This is a genomic window from Avibacterium volantium (genome assembly GCF_900635775.1).
Taxonomy (GTDB): domain Bacteria; phylum Pseudomonadota; class Gammaproteobacteria; order Enterobacterales; family Pasteurellaceae; genus Avibacterium; species Avibacterium volantium.
The window spans coordinates 14,493-29,878 of the sequence record NZ_LR134167.1 but is presented as its reverse complement, the minus strand read 5'-3'; the positions used below and the strand labels follow the sequence as shown (position 1 = coordinate 29,878).

Annotated in this window: 16 protein-coding genes and 1 pseudogene; 13 read left to right on the top strand and 4 right to left on the bottom strand. The window is 41.1% G+C overall.

What is annotated here, in order from left to right; all coding sequences use genetic code 11:
- The first annotated feature begins 7 nt into the window (after positions 1–7).
- A pseudogene (locus ELZ61_RS00155) lies at positions 8–555 on the top strand (IS1595 family transposase).
- Positions 556–651: 96 nt separating this feature from the next.
- Here the strand turns inward: ELZ61_RS00155 and deoD are convergent.
- The 3 genes from deoD to ELZ61_RS00140 all read right to left on the bottom strand — a co-directional run bounded on the left by deoD (position 652) and on the right by ELZ61_RS00140 (position 4,083).
- The gene (gene deoD, locus ELZ61_RS00150; RefSeq protein WP_126370578.1) at positions 652–1,368 is read right to left on the bottom strand and encodes a purine-nucleoside phosphorylase; all 717 of its coding nucleotides are present in this window, start codon (positions 1,366–1,368) and stop codon (positions 652–654) included.
- A gap of 17 nt (positions 1,369–1,385) precedes the next feature.
- A complete protein-coding gene (gene deoB, locus ELZ61_RS00145; protein WP_126370576.1) occupies positions 1,386–2,624 on the bottom strand; it encodes a phosphopentomutase in 1,239 nt (412 codons plus the stop codon).
- A 214-nt stretch (positions 2,625–2,838) separates the two neighbouring features.
- Positions 2,839–4,083, bottom strand: coding sequence for a NupC/NupG family nucleoside CNT transporter (locus tag ELZ61_RS00140; RefSeq protein WP_126370574.1), 1,245 nt, complete (start codon positions 4,081–4,083; stop codon positions 2,839–2,841).
- 241 nt (positions 4,084–4,324) lie between these two features.
- On the opposite strand from ELZ61_RS00140, the gene yczE reads away from it, so the two are divergent.
- The 7 genes from yczE to rplS all read left to right on the top strand — a co-directional run bounded on the left by yczE (position 4,325) and on the right by rplS (position 9,061).
- Complete coding sequence (gene yczE, locus ELZ61_RS00135; protein ID WP_126370572.1) at positions 4,325–4,975, top strand: membrane protein YczE; 651 nt, start codon at positions 4,325–4,327, stop codon at positions 4,973–4,975.
- An 85-nt stretch (positions 4,976–5,060) separates the two neighbouring features.
- Entirely contained in the window at positions 5,061–5,822 is a 762-nt protein-coding gene (locus ELZ61_RS00130; protein WP_126370570.1) for a glycosyltransferase family 2 protein, read from the top strand.
- Positions 5,823–5,838: 16 nt separating this feature from the next.
- A complete protein-coding gene (locus tag ELZ61_RS00125; protein WP_126370568.1) occupies positions 5,839–6,867 on the top strand; it encodes a glycosyltransferase family 4 protein in 1,029 nt (342 codons plus the stop codon).
- Positions 6,868–7,022: 155 nt separating this feature from the next.
- The gene (rpsP, locus tag ELZ61_RS00120) at positions 7,023–7,271 is read left to right on the top strand and encodes a 30S ribosomal protein S16 (RefSeq protein WP_126370566.1); all 249 of its coding nucleotides are present in this window, start codon (positions 7,023–7,025) and stop codon (positions 7,269–7,271) included.
- Between the two features lie 31 nt (positions 7,272–7,302).
- Positions 7,303–7,830: a ribosome maturation factor RimM gene (gene rimM, locus ELZ61_RS00115; RefSeq protein ID WP_103853871.1), complete on the top strand. Its 528-nt coding sequence runs from the start codon at positions 7,303–7,305 to the stop codon at positions 7,828–7,830.
- Positions 7,831–7,892: 62 nt separating this feature from the next.
- Entirely contained in the window at positions 7,893–8,627 is a 735-nt protein-coding gene (trmD, locus tag ELZ61_RS00110) for a tRNA (guanosine(37)-N1)-methyltransferase TrmD (RefSeq protein ID WP_126370564.1), read from the top strand.
- Positions 8,628–8,710: 83 nt separating this feature from the next.
- On the top strand, positions 8,711–9,061 hold the full coding sequence (rplS, locus tag ELZ61_RS00105; RefSeq protein ID WP_115250010.1) for a 50S ribosomal protein L19: 351 nt from the start codon (positions 8,711–8,713) through the stop codon (positions 9,059–9,061).
- 58 nt (positions 9,062–9,119) lie between these two features.
- On the opposite strand, the gene ELZ61_RS00100 is transcribed toward rplS, so the two are convergent.
- On the bottom strand, positions 9,120–9,965 hold the full coding sequence (locus ELZ61_RS00100; protein WP_103853868.1) for a MurR/RpiR family transcriptional regulator: 846 nt from the start codon (positions 9,963–9,965) through the stop codon (positions 9,120–9,122).
- Positions 9,966–10,215: 250 nt separating this feature from the next.
- Between ELZ61_RS00100 and ELZ61_RS00095 the strand changes: the two genes are divergently transcribed.
- From ELZ61_RS00095 to ELZ61_RS10645, 5 genes are all read left to right on the top strand, one after another.
- Entirely contained in the window at positions 10,216–12,129 is a 1,914-nt protein-coding gene (locus ELZ61_RS00095) for a bifunctional 5-dehydro-2-deoxygluconokinase/5-dehydro-2-deoxyphosphogluconate aldolase (protein WP_126370562.1), read from the top strand.
- A gap of 209 nt (positions 12,130–12,338) precedes the next feature.
- Entirely contained in the window at positions 12,339–13,298 is a 960-nt protein-coding gene (gene fmt, locus ELZ61_RS00090) for a methionyl-tRNA formyltransferase (RefSeq protein ID WP_126370560.1), read from the top strand.
- Complete coding sequence (gene rsmB / locus ELZ61_RS00085) at positions 13,298–14,668, top strand: 16S rRNA (cytosine(967)-C(5))-methyltransferase RsmB (protein ID WP_126370558.1); 1,371 nt, start codon at positions 13,298–13,300, stop codon at positions 14,666–14,668. Before fmt ends, rsmB begins: the two co-directional genes overlap by 1 nt.
- Positions 14,669–14,731: 63 nt before the next feature.
- Positions 14,732–15,211, top strand: coding sequence for a DUF6934 family protein (locus ELZ61_RS00080; RefSeq protein WP_126370556.1), 480 nt, complete (start codon positions 14,732–14,734; stop codon positions 15,209–15,211).
- Positions 15,208–15,363, top strand: coding sequence for a hypothetical protein (locus ELZ61_RS10645; protein ID WP_164550708.1), 156 nt, complete (start codon positions 15,208–15,210; stop codon positions 15,361–15,363). The genes ELZ61_RS00080 and ELZ61_RS10645 overlap by 4 nt, the downstream gene beginning before the upstream one ends.
- Positions 15,364–15,386: the final 23 nt, after the last annotated feature.

Genomic DNA, 15,386 nt, shown 5'->3' with positions numbered 1-15,386 from the left:
ATAAAAAATGAAGATATTTCGTTATAAACTGAAGAAATCTATATAGAAAAAACTGCTAGAATTTTCGTGCTTGAAGTTAAATTTCATTCTGCAGCAGATTTACTGGAAATTACCTTTAATTCTGCCGCCTTGTTTTATCGCAAAATTAAAGAGGTTATCAGCTATCCACTTACATAAAATGCCAATGAAATTTTTGTAAGTGAAATCAAAGTTAATGAAAGCTATTTGGAGGGAGAAAACAAGGGCGATATTTTATTCTCTATAGTTAAAAGGAAGACTATGCCTGATAGTCTCATTTATCCTGAGTATTGTCACAGTTACGATGTGCTAGATGTGAGAGAATTTAAGTATTTCAGAATTAATCACTCAGTTCATTTTGTATAAGCAAAAGTGGAAGTGAAAATTTTTGGAATTGAGCTAAACAAATTTTTAAGAAAAAATAACGGAATTAATAAAAAATCTTTTTTGTTATTCTTGAAATAATGTGAATTTCAGTTTTACTTTGACTCACCAAAAGGAAAGCTAAAAACATTGCGCTCTTGGTGCGAAATTTAGGGCTAATCTAATACAGTCTCTAACAAATCTGCATCTTAATACATAAGAGTTTTTCTTAATATTAAGATGCAGAAATTGGAATTTAAGATAAACAAATTAAGCCTGATCACCAAGCAATACGCTTTCTAACGCAATTTCAATCATCTCATTGAAAGTAAGTTGGCGTTCTTCTGCGGTGGTTTGCTCGTGCGTGCGAATGTGGTCTGATACGGTACAGATAGTTAAGGCTTTCGCACCAAATTCTGCGGCAACGCCGTAGATGCCCGCAGCTTCCATTTCCACCCCTAAAATGCCGTATTTTTCCATTACATCAAACATTTCGACATCAGGTGTGTAGAAAAGATCCGCAGAGTAAAGGTTACCCACGCGTACGTTGATGCCTTTGTTTTTCGCCGCTTGTACGGCTGCTTGCGTCATTTCAAAATCGGCAATAGCAGCAAAATCGTTATTTTTAAAGCGAATGCGGTTCACTTTGGAATCCGTACAAGCGCCAAGGCCGATGATCACTTCACGCAATTTCACGTCTGGACGCACCGCACCGCACGAACCGACACGGATAATTTTTTTTACGCCATAATCCGTGATTAATTCTTTAGCGTAAATAGAACAAGATGGGATCCCCATTCCGTGTCCCATTACCGAAATTTTGCGACCTTTGTAAGTGCCGGTGTAGCCGAGCATATTACGCACGTTGGTTACTTCTTTCGCATCGTCTAAGAACGTTTCTGCAATGTATTTTGCGCGCAATGGATCGCCCGGCATTAATACTACATCAGCAAAAGCCCCAGCGGGTGCGTTAATATGTGGAGTCATAATCTATCCTCTTAAAGTTAATCTTGATGGTGAAAATCAATGATTGATTTGCCGTAATCCATTGGCGGCAGATCAAAATAATCTGCGACAGTTTGCCCTACGTCGGCGAAAGTGTCGCGTTTGCCTAAAAATTGTTTTGGCACTTGCGAACCGTATAATAGCACAGGGATATGCTCGCGAGTGTGATCCGTGCCGTGCCAAGTTGGGTCGCAACCGTGGTCAGCGGTGAAAATGAGTAAATCATCTTCGTTCATTAAGGCTAATAATTCTGGAATACGGCTGTCGAAGTATTCTAATGCAGCAGCATAACCTGCTACATCACGGCGATGGCCGAAATCAGAGTCAAAGTTTACAAAGTTGGTGAAAACGATGGAATTTTCCCCCGCTCTTTTCACTTCCACAAGGGTTTTGTCGAATAATTCTTCCAAGCCCGTGGCTTTCACTTTTTCGGTGATGCCAGTATGTGCGTAAATATCCGCAATTTTCCCGATTGAAATCACATCGCCTTGTTTTTCTTCCACTAATTTTTGTAAGACAGTTTTTGCTGGTGGTTCAATGGCGTAGTCTTTACGGTTACCTGTGCGAGAAAATTCGCCTGCTTTGTTGCCCACAAATGGACGCGCAATCACACGGCCAATGTTGTAATCAGCCAGTTCTTCACGCACGATTTCGCATAATTCGTAAAGTTTATCTAAACCATAGGTTTCTTCGTGACAGGCAATTTGGAATACAGAATCTGCTGAGGTGTAGAAAATTGGTTTGCCTGTTTTCATATGTTCTTCACCCAGTTGATCTAAGATCACCGTACCTGATGAGTGGCAGTTGCCAAGGTAACCGTCTAAACCTGCGCGTTCGACAATGCGATCTAAAAGCGCTTGCGGAAAGCTATTTTCGTGATCAGGGAAATAGCCCCAATCGAATAATACTGGCACGCCAGCAATTTCCCAGTGGCCAGATGGAGTGTCTTTGCCTGAGGAAATTTCTTTCGCATAAGCATAACCCCCAATTAACGCTGGGTTTGGATTAAACCCTGCTGGCAATTCACCGCAAGATTCTTTTGCCGCTAAGCCTAAGCCGAGTTTTTCAAAATTAGGCAGGTGAAGTGGGCCTTTGCGGCCATTTTTGTCTTCTAGCCCTTCCGCACAACGTTGTGCAATGTGGCCTAAGGTATTCGCCCCTTTATCACCAAATTTTTCTGCATCTTCACTTGAACCGATACCGAAAGAGTCTAACATCATTATAAATACGCGTTTCATTTTAAGCTCCTTAATTATTGAACTCTGTTTTTCAGGCAACAGAATGTTTGCGTTATGTTGAAAAATGATTGCTCAAGGAAATCTCTTACCTTGTGTGTGATTACCGTTATTACAATAGCAAACGTTTTCTTTGCCTTAATATGACAACACCACGAACAATGTCGTGGTGTTATCGAAAAAATTCGGTGAAATTTTACCGCACTTTTCTTACATTTTATAGTGCAGCACCACTTAAACCGATAAATAAACCTGCAATGGTTGCACTCATCAGATTTGCTAATGATCCTGCAATCACCGCTTTGATACCAAGACGCGCAATATCACCACGGCGGCTTGGTGCCATTCCACCTAATCCACCGATTAAGATGGCGATAGAGCTGAAGTTGGCGAAACCACAAAGGGCGAAAGTAATAATCGCTTTGGTTTTATCGCTTAATTGTACCGCTGCGTCCGCAGCAAGGTAAGGGGCAAATTCTAAGTAGCCAACAAATTCGTTCACCGCTAATTTAATCCCGATCATTTGACCTGCAACCGCAGCTTCGTCCCAAGGCACACCAATCACCCAAGCTAACGGACGGAAAATCCAGCCTAAGATCATACCAAGAGAAAGCTCAGGCATACCAAACCAATCGCCAATGCCACCTAATAAACCATTAACTAGCGCAATTAACGCCACGAAAGCAATCAACATCGCCCCCACATTCATTGCCAACTGCATACCAGATGATGCACCTACTGCTGCCGCATCAAGAATGTTAGCTGGTTTTTCTAAATCCACTTTTTCAATGTCATCATTGAATTTTTCGGTTTGTGGTACGATCAATTTCGCGAATAATAAACCTGCTGGAGCAGCCATAAAAGAAGCGGCAATCAAGTATGGCAATGGCACGCCTAAACCTGCATAACCTGCGAGCACTGAACCCGCGATAGAGGCTAAGCCACCACACATCACAGCAAAGAGTTCTGATTCAGTCATTTTGCTGATATAAGGTTTCACCACCAATGGCGCTTCTGTTTGTCCTACGAAAATATTTGCCGCAGCGGACATTGATTCCGCTTTAGACGTACCTAATATTTTTTGTAAGCCACCGCCAATGATACGGATAATAAATTGCATAATGCCAATATAGTAAAGGAGAGAAATGAGCGCTGAGAAGAATACGATGATGGATAATACTTTAACAGCAAAAATAAAACCCGATTTTTCAACGTCAGCTAAGCCACCAAATAAGAAATTTGTTCCTTCGTTACCATAGCTAATTACGGTGCTGACTCCGTTTGACAAGGCAAGTAAGATTTCACGCCCCACGGGCACATACAAAATAAACGCACCGATTAGGATTTGAATTAATAACGCACCGCCCACAGTACGCAAACTAATCGCACGGCGATTACTGGATAATAGAACGGCAATAGCAAGAAGTACAACAATGCCTAGCACACTTATTAAGCTACTCATATTAGAATTTCCTTAAATGTAAAATTGATATAAAAAAGCGAGCTAATTCTACTGTTTTTTGTAATGAAATGCTTGCAAAAATGTACAAAAATGTGAAGGCAAGCGATTGCTTTGCTATAAAAAGCAACAATTTCTTAAACGTTTTAGCTATATGTTATAGAGATTAAGAAGTTGGGATTTAGGCAAATTTCCTTTATCATCACAAATCAAAGTGCGGTGCAAATTTACAACAAATTTATCTATGAAAAATCAATTTAAAGTTCTCCCTAAAACGCCTTGGACAGCAAAAAACTTCTGGTCTGTGGAGCTTCAGCCTTTATGCGTACTCATCTTCTCTTTATTGATTTTAGGGCTTGGCGAAGGATTGCTTTTACTTTCTAACCTCGGCTCAGCCCCTTGGACAGTACTTTCACAAGGCATTGCGTTACAGGCAGGATTTAGCGTAGGTTGGGCATCATTATTGATTAGCGCATTGGTGATGCTAATGTGGCTGCCACTCAAACTCCGTGTCGGCTTAGGGACAATCTTAAATATGCTTTTGGTTGCCTTGGCTTTAGGCATTAGTGTTGCTTTCCTGCCAGCTCCAAGTGGAATTCTATTGCGTATTGGCTATGCCATCATCGGGATTTTGCTCTTTGGGAGCGCCTCCGCGTTTTATCTCACCTGCCATCAAGGTGGCGGACCAAGAGATGGACTAATGGTTGGGCTTTGCCACCGCTTTCACTGCAAGGTTGGTATTGTCAGAACCATTATGGAAGTTACCGTTTGTGTATTAGGCTTTATGCTCGGCGGCACAGTGGGCATTGGCACATTATTGTTTGCTTTTTTTATTGGCTGGGTGGTGCAAGCAACATTAAGCATAATGGTTAATTGCTTATCCCCTGAAAAATAAAGTGCGGTGATTTTTTCATTCTTTTTTCTTTTCAGCAAAGATCCGTTACACTAGCGCAAAAGTGATTTTAAAAAAGGGATAAATTATGCCAACCATTAGCGTTGCAATGATTGTAAAAAACGAACAGCAAGATCTTGCACAATGCTTAGCCAGTGTGAAAGATTGGGTGGACGAGATTGTGATTTTAGACTCGGGCAGCACCGATAATACCAAAGAAATCGCCCTACAATATGGCGCGAAATTCTATGAAAATACCGATTGGCAAGGCTTCGGTAAGCAACGCCAACTTGCCCAGCAATATGTTACGTCCGATTATGTGCTATGGCTAGACGCTGATGAGCGAGTAACCGATGAGCTACGAAAAAATATTCAGCAAGCGGTGGCAAAAAATTTACCGAATGTGGTTTACGATATTCCGCGCATTAGTGAAGTGTTCGGACGCTTAATTCGTCATTCGGGTTGGTATCCTGATTATGTGGTGCGTTTGTATCAAACCCAGTACGCAGGCTATAACGATGCCTTAGTTCACGAAAAAGTGGTGTATCCTGCCAATGCAAAAGTGGAAAAATTGGCGGGTAACTTGCTGCATTATCCTTATAAAAATTTGCATCATTACTTGGTGAAATCAGCTAACTATGCGCAAGCTTGGGCAGATCAGCGAGAAAAACAAGGGAAAAAAGCGACACTGTTTCAAGGAATTACGCACGCAATGAGTGCTTTTATTAAAATGTATTTGTTAAAATCGGGTTTTTTAGATGGTAAACAAGGATTTTTATTAGCGGTGCTTTCATCCTTTTCAGTATTTTCTAAATATGCTCAACTATGGTCAAAAGATGTTTCTAAATAATTATTAAGGTAAAAATATGAACGAGATTAAACCTGCAATTTTATTTATTAATATGGCAAAAGGCTTTGGTGGCGGTGAGTTCCAAACTGAGCAATTAATGCTAGCATTACCTGAGTATAAAATTTACTTTTTTGGAAAAAAGAATGGTAAGTTTATTCAGAAATTAAGACAGTATAAAAATATTACTGTTTTAAATCTTTTTCAGTTAATTAAACTAGTGTTGAGTAAAAAACCGTTGATTATCCATGCTCAAGATGGCAGAGGGGCACATATCGCAGGGTTTCTGAAATTGATTTCTGGAAAATCTGTTGTAATAACAAGGCATGTTGCCTTTCCATTTAAACGTAAATCCTCAACAAAATCTTATAAAAATGCTGATATGTTGGTTGGAGTTAGCGAGCAAGTCAGTCATAACTTAAGAGAACTGAATAGTAATGTAAAAACAATTTATGGCTGCATAAAACCTTTATTAGAGAATAATGAATTTGAACAAACATTTTTTTCAGAGAAAAATGAAAAGCTATCTATCGCTCATATTGGCAATTTACAAAAGGTTAAGAATTTTGAATTAACTATTGAGCTAGCAAAAAATTTTCCTGAAATATTATTTTATATTGTTGGTTCAGGCGAATTAGAACAAGCCTTGAAAGAACAGGCTAGTAACTTAAAAAACGTTATTTTTATTCCTTTTACCCCTTATATTGGTTCGGTATTTAAAAATGTTGATTTACAAATTGTTCCTTCCCATTCCGAAGGGTTAGGAGCTGTAATTTTAGAGGGTTACCAATATGGTGTTCCAGCAATAGCCAATGCAGTAGGAGGAATACCAGATATTATTGAAAACAACAAAACAGGCTATCTAATCAAACACAACACGCCTGAGTCCTATCAAGAAGTTTTAAAAGAACTCCTTAATAATCCGGAACAACTTGTTGAATTAAAAGCAAATATCAAGCTGTATATGCAACATAATGATTTTTCTGCAATAAGTATGGCTCGTCAATATAGCGCCATTTACGATAATCTGCTTTCACATCATTCTTGAAGAAGAATATTAAAGTGCGGTGATATTTTCTTGCATTTTTTGCAAATAAGAGTACAATCCACAGGCTTTTTGTCTATATATACAGAGAAAAAAGTAAGCATTCCCACTCCTTCGATGTGGGTTTTCTTTTCGTAATTATTAATTAGAGGAAGGTTATGGTAACCATTCGTTTATCTCGTGGCGGTTCTAAAAAACGCCCATTTTACCAAATTGTAGTTGCTGACAGCCGTTGCCCACGCGATGGTCGTTTTATTGAGCGTGTTGGCTTTTTCAACCCTTTAGCGGCAGGTAATGCTGAGCGTCTTCGTATCAATCTTGAGCGTGTAAATGCTTGGGTTGAGAAAGGAGCGAGCTTATCTGATCGCGTAACTTCTTTGGTAAAAGAAGCGAAAAAAGCTGCATAATTGCAGATTTTGAGATTTATAGGTGAATAATATGACGCAACAAAGAATCGAAGTGGTTGGCAAATTAGGCTCGACATATGGCATTCGTGGTTGGTTACGCATTTATTCATCAACAGAACAAGCCGAAAGCATTTTTGATTATCAACCTTGGTTTTTAAAAATTAAAGGCCAATGGCAGCCAACAGAATTAGAAAGTTGGAAACATCATAATCACGAACTTATTGTTAAATTAAAAGGCATTAATGATCGTGAAATCGCACAAACCCTAACTAATGTTGAAATTGGCGTAGATTTATCAGTATTTCCTGAACTTGAAGAGGGGGATTATTATTGGCACGATTTAATTGGCTGCCAAGTGGTGAATCTACAAGGTTACAATATGGGAACGGTGGCTGAAATGATGGAAACTGGCTCAAATGATGTATTAGTTGTGCGAGCGAGTCAGAAAGATGCTTTTGGAAAACAAGAACGGTTAATTCCGTTTTTGTATGAACAAGTAGTTAAAAGAGTAGATCTCACCACCAAGACTATTGAAGTGGATTGGGACGCTGGTTTCTAAACTCAGGCATACAGTGAGCGTTAGGTTGTAGCATTTCGAGCCTACAAATTAGGAAAATAACAATGTGGATTGGTCTTGTTTCATTGTTCCCCGAAATGTTTAAAGCGATCACTGAGTATGGGGTAACGGGCAGAGCCGTAAAGCAAAATCTCTTGCAAATACAGTGTTGGAATCCGCGTGATTTCACCACGGATAAACACAAAACCGTTGATGATCGCCCTTATGGCGGCGGGCCCGGAATGTTGATGATGGTGCAACCATTGCGTGAGGCAATCCAAGCGGCTAAAACGGCAGCAGGAGAAGGGGCAAAGGTGATTTATCTTTCGCCACAAGGACGTAAACTCGATCAAAATGGCGTAACAGAATTGGCACAAAATCAAAAATTGATTTTAGTCTGCGGTCGTTACGAAGGTATTGACGAACGAGTGATCCAAACTGAGATTGACGAAGAATGGTCAGTCGGCGATTACGTTCTCACTGGTGGTGAATTACCTGCAATGACATTAATTGATGCCGTTGCACGCTTTATCCCCGGAGTGCTAGGCAAACAGGCCTCCGCAGAAGAAGATTCTTTTGCCGAAGGTTTGCTTGACTGCCCTCACTATACTCGCCCAGAAGTGCTAGACGGAATGTCTGTACCTGCGGTGTTGATGTCGGGCAACCACGAAGAAATTCGTAAATGGCGGTTAAAACAATCGCTATTAAGAACGTGGTTAAGACGCCCTGAGCTATTGGAAAGCCTAGCTCTGACTGACGAACAACGGAAACTGCTGGCGCAAGTCAAACTTGAACAGTAAGCAAATAAAGTTGATTAGTTGATTGCGAGTTTAACCATTCGCAAAATCATCAGTTAATACTAGGATCTTAGAAGGATTACACAATGAGTAACATCATTAAACAAATTGAACAAGAACAATTAAAACAAAATGTACCTAGCTTCCGCCCAGGTGATACTTTAGAAGTTAAAGTATGGGTTGTTGAAGGGAGCAAACGTCGTCTGCAAGCATTCGAAGGCGTGGTTATTGCAATTCGTAACCGCGGCTTGCACAGTGCATTCACTTTACGCAAAGTATCTAACGGTGTAGGCGTTGAGCGTGTATTCCAAACTCACTCACCAGTTGTAGATAGCATCACAGTTAAACGTAAAGGTGCGGTTCGTAAAGCGAAACTTTACTACTTACGCGAACGTTCAGGTAAATCTGCACGTATTAAAGAGCGTCTTGGTGATTAATTTTCCAAGCGAAAATGACAAGGGCTTGAGAGCAATCTCAAGCCTTTTTGTTTATCTATTATTTATTTTCTAAAGGAGGCAATTCTTTCTTTAACGCAAGTGCAATTGCCAAAGTTTGTACTAAAGTCATTGTTGCACATTGTGAGCGAAAACCGCGTACTTGGGCTTCTTTAATGACAAAAGAAACATCGCTGAAGGCGATTAAAGGGCTAATTTGGCTATCCGTGATCGCAATTTGTTTTACGCCTTTATTTGCCGTAGTGTGCATAATATCTACTGTTTCTTTTGCATAAGGTGAAAAGCTAATCGCAATGACGACATCACCCTCTTTAACTAAATTAAGTTGTTCATCAAACATTCCCCCTAATCCATTGATTAAAAATGAACGGCAGTCTAAGTGGTGCAGGGCATAGTCTAAATAGCTCGCAATGCTAAAGGAACGTTTTAAGCCAATAATGAAAATATTGTTTGCATTGTTTAAAATTTCCACTGCTTGCTGTATTTCCTGCTCAGAGGTTTGGCTAGCTAATTGCTGTAACGCTTGATAATTCGCTTGAGCAAAAATATTCAAAATATCCACCGCACTTTCTTGATTGGCTTGTTCGGGTTCAAGCTGACGAAAAAGTTGTAAACGTTCAGTATAATTTGCCGTTTCTTCCATTAGGTTTTCACGGAAGATCTGCTTCATTTCATTAAATCCACTGAAGCCAAAAGCATTAGCGAAACGAATTAAGGTGGAAGGCGGCACATCGGCTCGTTCAGAAATGGTAGCAACAGTATCAAACACCACACTATTACTGTTATCTAGCACATACTGTGCCACTTGCTTTAAACGTTTACTTAAACTGTCGTAACGCGCACGGATTTCATTTTGTAATTGGACTAACTGAGAGTTATTTTGCATTCTACCTTCCTAACGAAATAAGTATTTTATAACTTGGTTCATAATAGCAAAAATTTTATCTGAACAGAAAATGTTCTTTGCTAAATTTTAAGATGAAGTCGTAGTTTTCTTGGGATAGGTGAAAATCTTTGTGATCTACTTCTCAAATATTAATTTCATAAAATGACATTTTTGAAATATATGTTTTAATTTAACTATGATTTTATGAGTTAAGTATTTTGTGATTTCATCATCACTAAGGAAAAGCACAATGAAAACGACTGAAAAAACCTTAGATCTTATCTGTCTTGGACGTGTGGCAGTGGACTTGTATGCTCAACAAATTGGTTGCCGCTTGGAAGATGTCACCTCTTTTGCAAAATATTTAGGCGGATCCTCTGGAAATGTGGCTTATGGCACAGCAGTGCAAGGCGTGAAGTCTTCTATGCTTGCTCGTGTCGGAGATGAGCATATGGGGCGTTTTCTACGGGAGGAACTACAACGTGTTGGGGTGGATACCAGCCATTTAATTACAGACAAAGAACGGCTTACTGGGTTAGTGATTTTGGGTATTAAAGATCAAGATACTTTCCCCCTTATTTTTTATCGTGAGAATTGTGCTGATATGGCGATTAGCGCAGAAGATTTTGATGAGGCTTATATCGCTTCAGCTAAAGCACTTGCGATTACGGGCACGCATTTATCTCATCCTAAAACACGCCACGCAGTATTAACTGCCTTAGAATATGCAGGACGTAATGGCACAAAACGTTTGCTTGATATTGATTATCGTCCTGTTTTGTGGGGCTTAACGTCTCTTGGTGATGGTGAAACACGTTTTATTGATTCCGAAGCGGTAACCAAATCACTACAAGAAGTGTTGCATCATTTTGATGTATTAGTGGGAACTGAAGAAGAGTTCCATATTGCAGGTGGCTCGACAGATACATTAACGGCGCTAAAAAATGTACGCAAAGTAAGCAATGCTACACTCGTGTGTAAACGTGGGGCATTAGGTTGCTCTGTGTTTGAGGGAGATATTCCTGATGATTTAGACGGCGGTATTAATGTCTATGGTGTACGAGTTGAAGTATTGAATGTTTTAGGCGCAGGTGATGCCTTTATGTCAGGCTTATTGCGCGGCTATATCAATGGTGAAAGCTGGGAACAATGCTGTCGTTATGCCAATGCTTGCGGTGCTCTAGTGGTTTCCCGTCACGGCTGTGCGCCAGCAATGCCAACCAAGGCTGAGCTAGATGATTATTTGGCTCGAGCAGAAAGTGTGCCACGTCCTGACCTTGATCTACAACTAAATCATTTACATCGTGTTACCACGCGTAAAACCCAATGGGACGATCTTTGTATTTTTGCTTTTGATCATCGTAAACAACTTGTTGATATGGCGCAAAAGTGCGGTGCGAATTTAGATAGAATTCCTGTTCTGAAAAAACTTCTTGTACAAGCGGCTGAACAAACGGCGCAACAAGAAGGTATTGCCAACGGACACGCAGGTGTTCTGGCTGATACAACCTTCGGACAAGCAGCGCTCAATGAAATCACCGGTAAAGGCTGGTGGATTGGGCGCCCAATTGAGTTGCCTTCTTCTCGTCCGTTACGTTTAGAATATGGTGATCTTGGTAGCCAACTCATCAATTGGCCTGCCGAACAGGTTGTTAAATGTCTTGCTTTCTATCATCCTGCAGATAACGCAGACTTGCGTGCAGAACAAGATGAAATGCTCAAACAGGTTTACCAAACTTGTTGCCGAACAGGACACGAATTGCTGTTAGAAATTATTTTGCCTGCAGATATGGAACAAAACGAGGCTTATTATGCAGAAATGATTAAACATTTCTATGCTATTGGCATTAAGCCAGATTGGTGGAAATTACCCGGTGTTTCTGCACAAGCTTGGCAAGAGATTAGCCACGTCATCGAACAAAGTGATCCTTACTGCCGCGGTATTCTTATTTTAGGATTAGATGCCCCAGAAGAAACCTTTGAACAAGTTTTTAAAGCCTCTGCAAATGTGCCGTTAGTCAAAGGTTTTGCTGTTGGTCGTACGATCTTCGGACAACCTTCTTCTCAATGGCTTGCCGGTGAGATTTCCGATGAGCAGTTGATTCAATCGGTATCTGAGCGTTATAGACGATTGATCCGATTATGGAAAAATCGTAAAAATTAACCGCTTAAGTTTGTTTTGATAAATGTTGTCAGCGAGCCAAATGGCTCGCTTTTTCATTTTAGCGATTAACTAAGTGCGGTTGTTTTTTGGCAAATTTTCCACCGCGCTTTATTTTTAATCCGCCTTTCTTTCAGCATTCTTTTCACCCCAAGTCAAAAATACATTATACTTAACGCCAATTCCAACCTTGCATAATCAAGAGAAATACAATGACAAAACCTTTAAATATTATTTTTGCGGGGACGCCAGAATTTGCTGCACAGCACTTAGCGGCGCTGTTGAATTCAGAACATAAGGTGATTGCGGTTTATACGCAGCCAGACAAGCCAGCTGGACGGGGTAAGAAACTACAAGCAAGTGCGGTGAAACAATTGGCGGAGCGGCATCAGATCCCTGTTTATCAGCCTAAATCCCTACGCAAAGCGGAAGCGCATCAGGAGCTGGCAGCACTGAATGCCGATGTGATGGTAGTGGTGGCCTATGGCTTAATTTTGCCGAAAGCGGTGTTGGACGCGCCAAGATTAGGCTGCTTGAATGTACACGGCTCGATTTTGCCTCGTTGGCGTGGGGCAGCGCCGATTCAGCGCGCGATTTGGGCGGGTGATGCGCAAACTGGCGTGACTATTATGCAAATGAATGAAGGCTTGGATACGGGCGATATGCTGCATAAAGTGTATTGCAACATTAGCCCAGAAGACACCTCTCTAAGCCTTTATCATAAGTTGGAACAGATTGCGCCAAATGCGTTGCTTGATGTGTTAAATGGCTTGGAAGCTGGGGCGTTTCCGCCCGAAGCACAAGATGATGCCCTTGCCAACTATGCCGATAAACTTTCCAAACAAGAAGCAAAATTGGATTGGCAGCTTTCAGCGGCACAGCTTGAGTGTTGTATTCGCGCATTTAATCCTTGGCCGATTAGCTATTTTGTGACCACGGATAAAGAGGGCAACGAGCAGACTTTGAAAGTGTATCAAGCCAAGGTGTTGCCACATCAAAATCAGCCAGCAGGCACGATTTTACAAGCGGATAAAAATGGCATTCAAATTGCCACCGCAGATGGCGTGTTAAATCTCACGCAGCTGCAGCCTGCGGGTAAAAAGCCAATGTCGGCACAGGATTTACTCAATGGCCGAGCAGATTGGTTCAGCGTGGGTAAGGTGTTGGCATAATGAAACAAAAAATCAGCAAAAAAAGCACCGCACTTGCTACAAAATCCCTTTCTGCGCGCGCCGTGGCGGCTCAATATCTTTTGCAAGTGTTGGATAAGGGGCAATCGCTTTCCACCTTGTTGGCGGAAAAAAATCCTGCGCTGAAAGAGCAAGATCTCCCTTTATTACAAGAAATTTGCTTTGGCGTGTGCCGCGTATTGCCACGCTTAGAGCAAATTATTCAGCACTTGGTGGATAAGCCACTGAAAGGCAAAACGCGTCTTGTGCATTGTTTATTGTTGGTGGGATTGTATCAATTATTATATTTACGCACGCCCGATCACGCGGTGGTAGATGAGATGGTAAAAGCCGCACGAAGCCTAAAATTGGACAGTTTTAAAGGCTTGGTGAATGGCGTGCTACGCCGTTTCTTACGCGAGCAAGAGGGCATTTTGGCGAAAGTGGATAAGCATTGGCAAACCTTGCACCCTGAATGGCTCGTGAATAAGCTGAAAAAAGCCTATCCAAATTGGCGTGAGATTGTGGAAGCGAATAACCAACGGCCACCAATGTGGTTGCGCGTGAACCCGCAACACAGCAATGTGAACGGGTATTTAACCTTATTGCAAGAGGCTGATATTGAAGCGGCAAGCGCGGATCACCCACAGGCGATCCGCTTGGAACAGGCGAAAAATGTCGCACAATTACCGCATTTCGCTGAAGGTTGGCTCACGGTGCAAGACTTGCACGCACAATGGTCGGGCTTATTGCTTGAGCCGCAAAATGGCGAATTGATTTTAGATGCCTGCGCTGCGCCCGGTGGGAAAACCACGCATATTTTAGAACTTGCACCACAAGCCAAGGTGGTGGCATTAGACGTTGAACCGCATCGATTGAAACGGGTGGAAGAAAATCTCGCACGAATGGGACAAAACGCCCTTGTGATTTGTGGCGATGCCAGCCAGCCAGATCAATGGTTCGCCCAAATTCAACAGCAGTTTGGCGAAAGTGCGGTGCAATTTGACCGAATTTTGCTTGATGCTCCTTGCTCCGCCACCGGTGTTATCCGCCGCCACCCCGATATAAAATGGCTGCGCAAAGAAAGCGACATCGCCCCTTTAGTGGCCTTACAAAAAGCCATTTTAACCGCGTTATGGCAACGCTTAAAACCAAACGGCATGTTGCTCTACGCCACTTGCTCACTATTACCAGAAGAAAACAGCCAACAAATCAGCGAATTTTTACAACAACACCCCGAGGCAGAATTAATGCCCCTGCCATTCCCCGAACAACAGCAGGTCGGCCATCAATTCTTTCCACAGGAAAATTACGGCGATGGATTTTATTACGCAAAATTGCGGAAAAAGGCACTTGAACCTGTGTCAATTTAAACTAGTAGATAGATAAATGTCACATTAATACTAAAAATAGTAACTATTATTTGATAATATTTTATGCAAATTAGACCTTATGTTTTAAGTTCAGATAGTGCTAGGTTACGCTATCAATTTGTTAGCCAAGGGAAAAATGGAGAGCTGCAAACAAAAATTATTGAGTTTTGCCGATTGGATAATGTCGTATTTCCTGAAGATACTCCCTTATTTAACTTGGGGTTTGGTGATACGATAGATGGCGTAGAGATCGATGATAAGGTGGTCACTAATAATGGTGATATGGAAGTAATTTTAAGAACGGTAGCCTACGCTGCGGAACTATTTTTCCTTGAATATCCTTCCGCATTGATTTTATTTGAAGGAAGTTCGAAAGCCAGGACAAGGCTTTATCGTATGATGTTGAATAAATACTATTCTGAGATCTCAGAAAGATTTATAATTTCAGGAATTAGTGAGGGAAGCATTCATCTTTTTTTACCTAATACCAAGAAAAAATTTGAGGCATTCTTAGTAAAGCAAAGAGTAGAGGTAATATTATGAAGAAATTATTGAAAGTGAAAACAAATAAAAAGCTAGACAAGTTACCAACAGCCCCAATTTTTAAGAAAAAATTTGAGGCGGCAAAGGTGATTTTATCAAGCCTAAAAGTCACAGAACAGAATTTGCGAGAAATGAATATAAAACAATCTTAGCCCAAATAGCGTACTGTTGTACG

What these genes read in the sequence shown, in the direction of transcription:
- deoD (WP_126370578.1), bottom strand. Translation starts at nt 1,368, where the DNA reads ATGACTCCACATATTAACGCACCCGCTGGGGCTTTTGCTGATGTAGTA.
- deoB (WP_126370576.1), bottom strand. Translation starts at nt 2,624, where the DNA reads ATGAAACGCGTATTTATAATGATGTTAGACTCTTTCGGTATCGGTTCA.
- ELZ61_RS00140 (WP_126370574.1), bottom strand. Translation starts at nt 4,083, where the DNA reads ATGAGTAGCTTAATAAGTGTGCTAGGCATTGTTGTACTTCTTGCTATT.
- yczE (WP_126370572.1), top strand. Translation starts at nt 4,325, where the DNA reads ATGAAAAATCAATTTAAAGTTCTCCCTAAAACGCCTTGGACAGCAAAA.
- ELZ61_RS00130 (WP_126370570.1), top strand. Translation starts at nt 5,061, where the DNA reads ATGCCAACCATTAGCGTTGCAATGATTGTAAAAAACGAACAGCAAGAT.
- ELZ61_RS00125 (WP_126370568.1), top strand. Translation starts at nt 5,839, where the DNA reads ATGAACGAGATTAAACCTGCAATTTTATTTATTAATATGGCAAAAGGC.
- rpsP (WP_126370566.1), top strand. Translation starts at nt 7,023, where the DNA reads ATGGTAACCATTCGTTTATCTCGTGGCGGTTCTAAAAAACGCCCATTT.
- rimM (WP_103853871.1), top strand. Translation starts at nt 7,303, where the DNA reads ATGACGCAACAAAGAATCGAAGTGGTTGGCAAATTAGGCTCGACATAT.
- trmD (WP_126370564.1), top strand. Translation starts at nt 7,893, where the DNA reads ATGTGGATTGGTCTTGTTTCATTGTTCCCCGAAATGTTTAAAGCGATC.
- rplS (WP_115250010.1), top strand. Translation starts at nt 8,711, where the DNA reads ATGAGTAACATCATTAAACAAATTGAACAAGAACAATTAAAACAAAAT.
- ELZ61_RS00100 (WP_103853868.1), bottom strand. Translation starts at nt 9,965, where the DNA reads ATGCAAAATAACTCTCAGTTAGTCCAATTACAAAATGAAATCCGTGCG.
- ELZ61_RS00095 (WP_126370562.1), top strand. Translation starts at nt 10,216, where the DNA reads ATGAAAACGACTGAAAAAACCTTAGATCTTATCTGTCTTGGACGTGTG.
- fmt (WP_126370560.1), top strand. Translation starts at nt 12,339, where the DNA reads ATGACAAAACCTTTAAATATTATTTTTGCGGGGACGCCAGAATTTGCT.
- rsmB (WP_126370558.1), top strand. Translation starts at nt 13,298, where the DNA reads ATGAAACAAAAAATCAGCAAAAAAAGCACCGCACTTGCTACAAAATCC.
- ELZ61_RS00080 (WP_126370556.1), top strand. Translation starts at nt 14,732, where the DNA reads ATGCAAATTAGACCTTATGTTTTAAGTTCAGATAGTGCTAGGTTACGC.
- ELZ61_RS10645 (WP_164550708.1), top strand. Translation starts at nt 15,208, where the DNA reads ATGAAGAAATTATTGAAAGTGAAAACAAATAAAAAGCTAGACAAGTTA.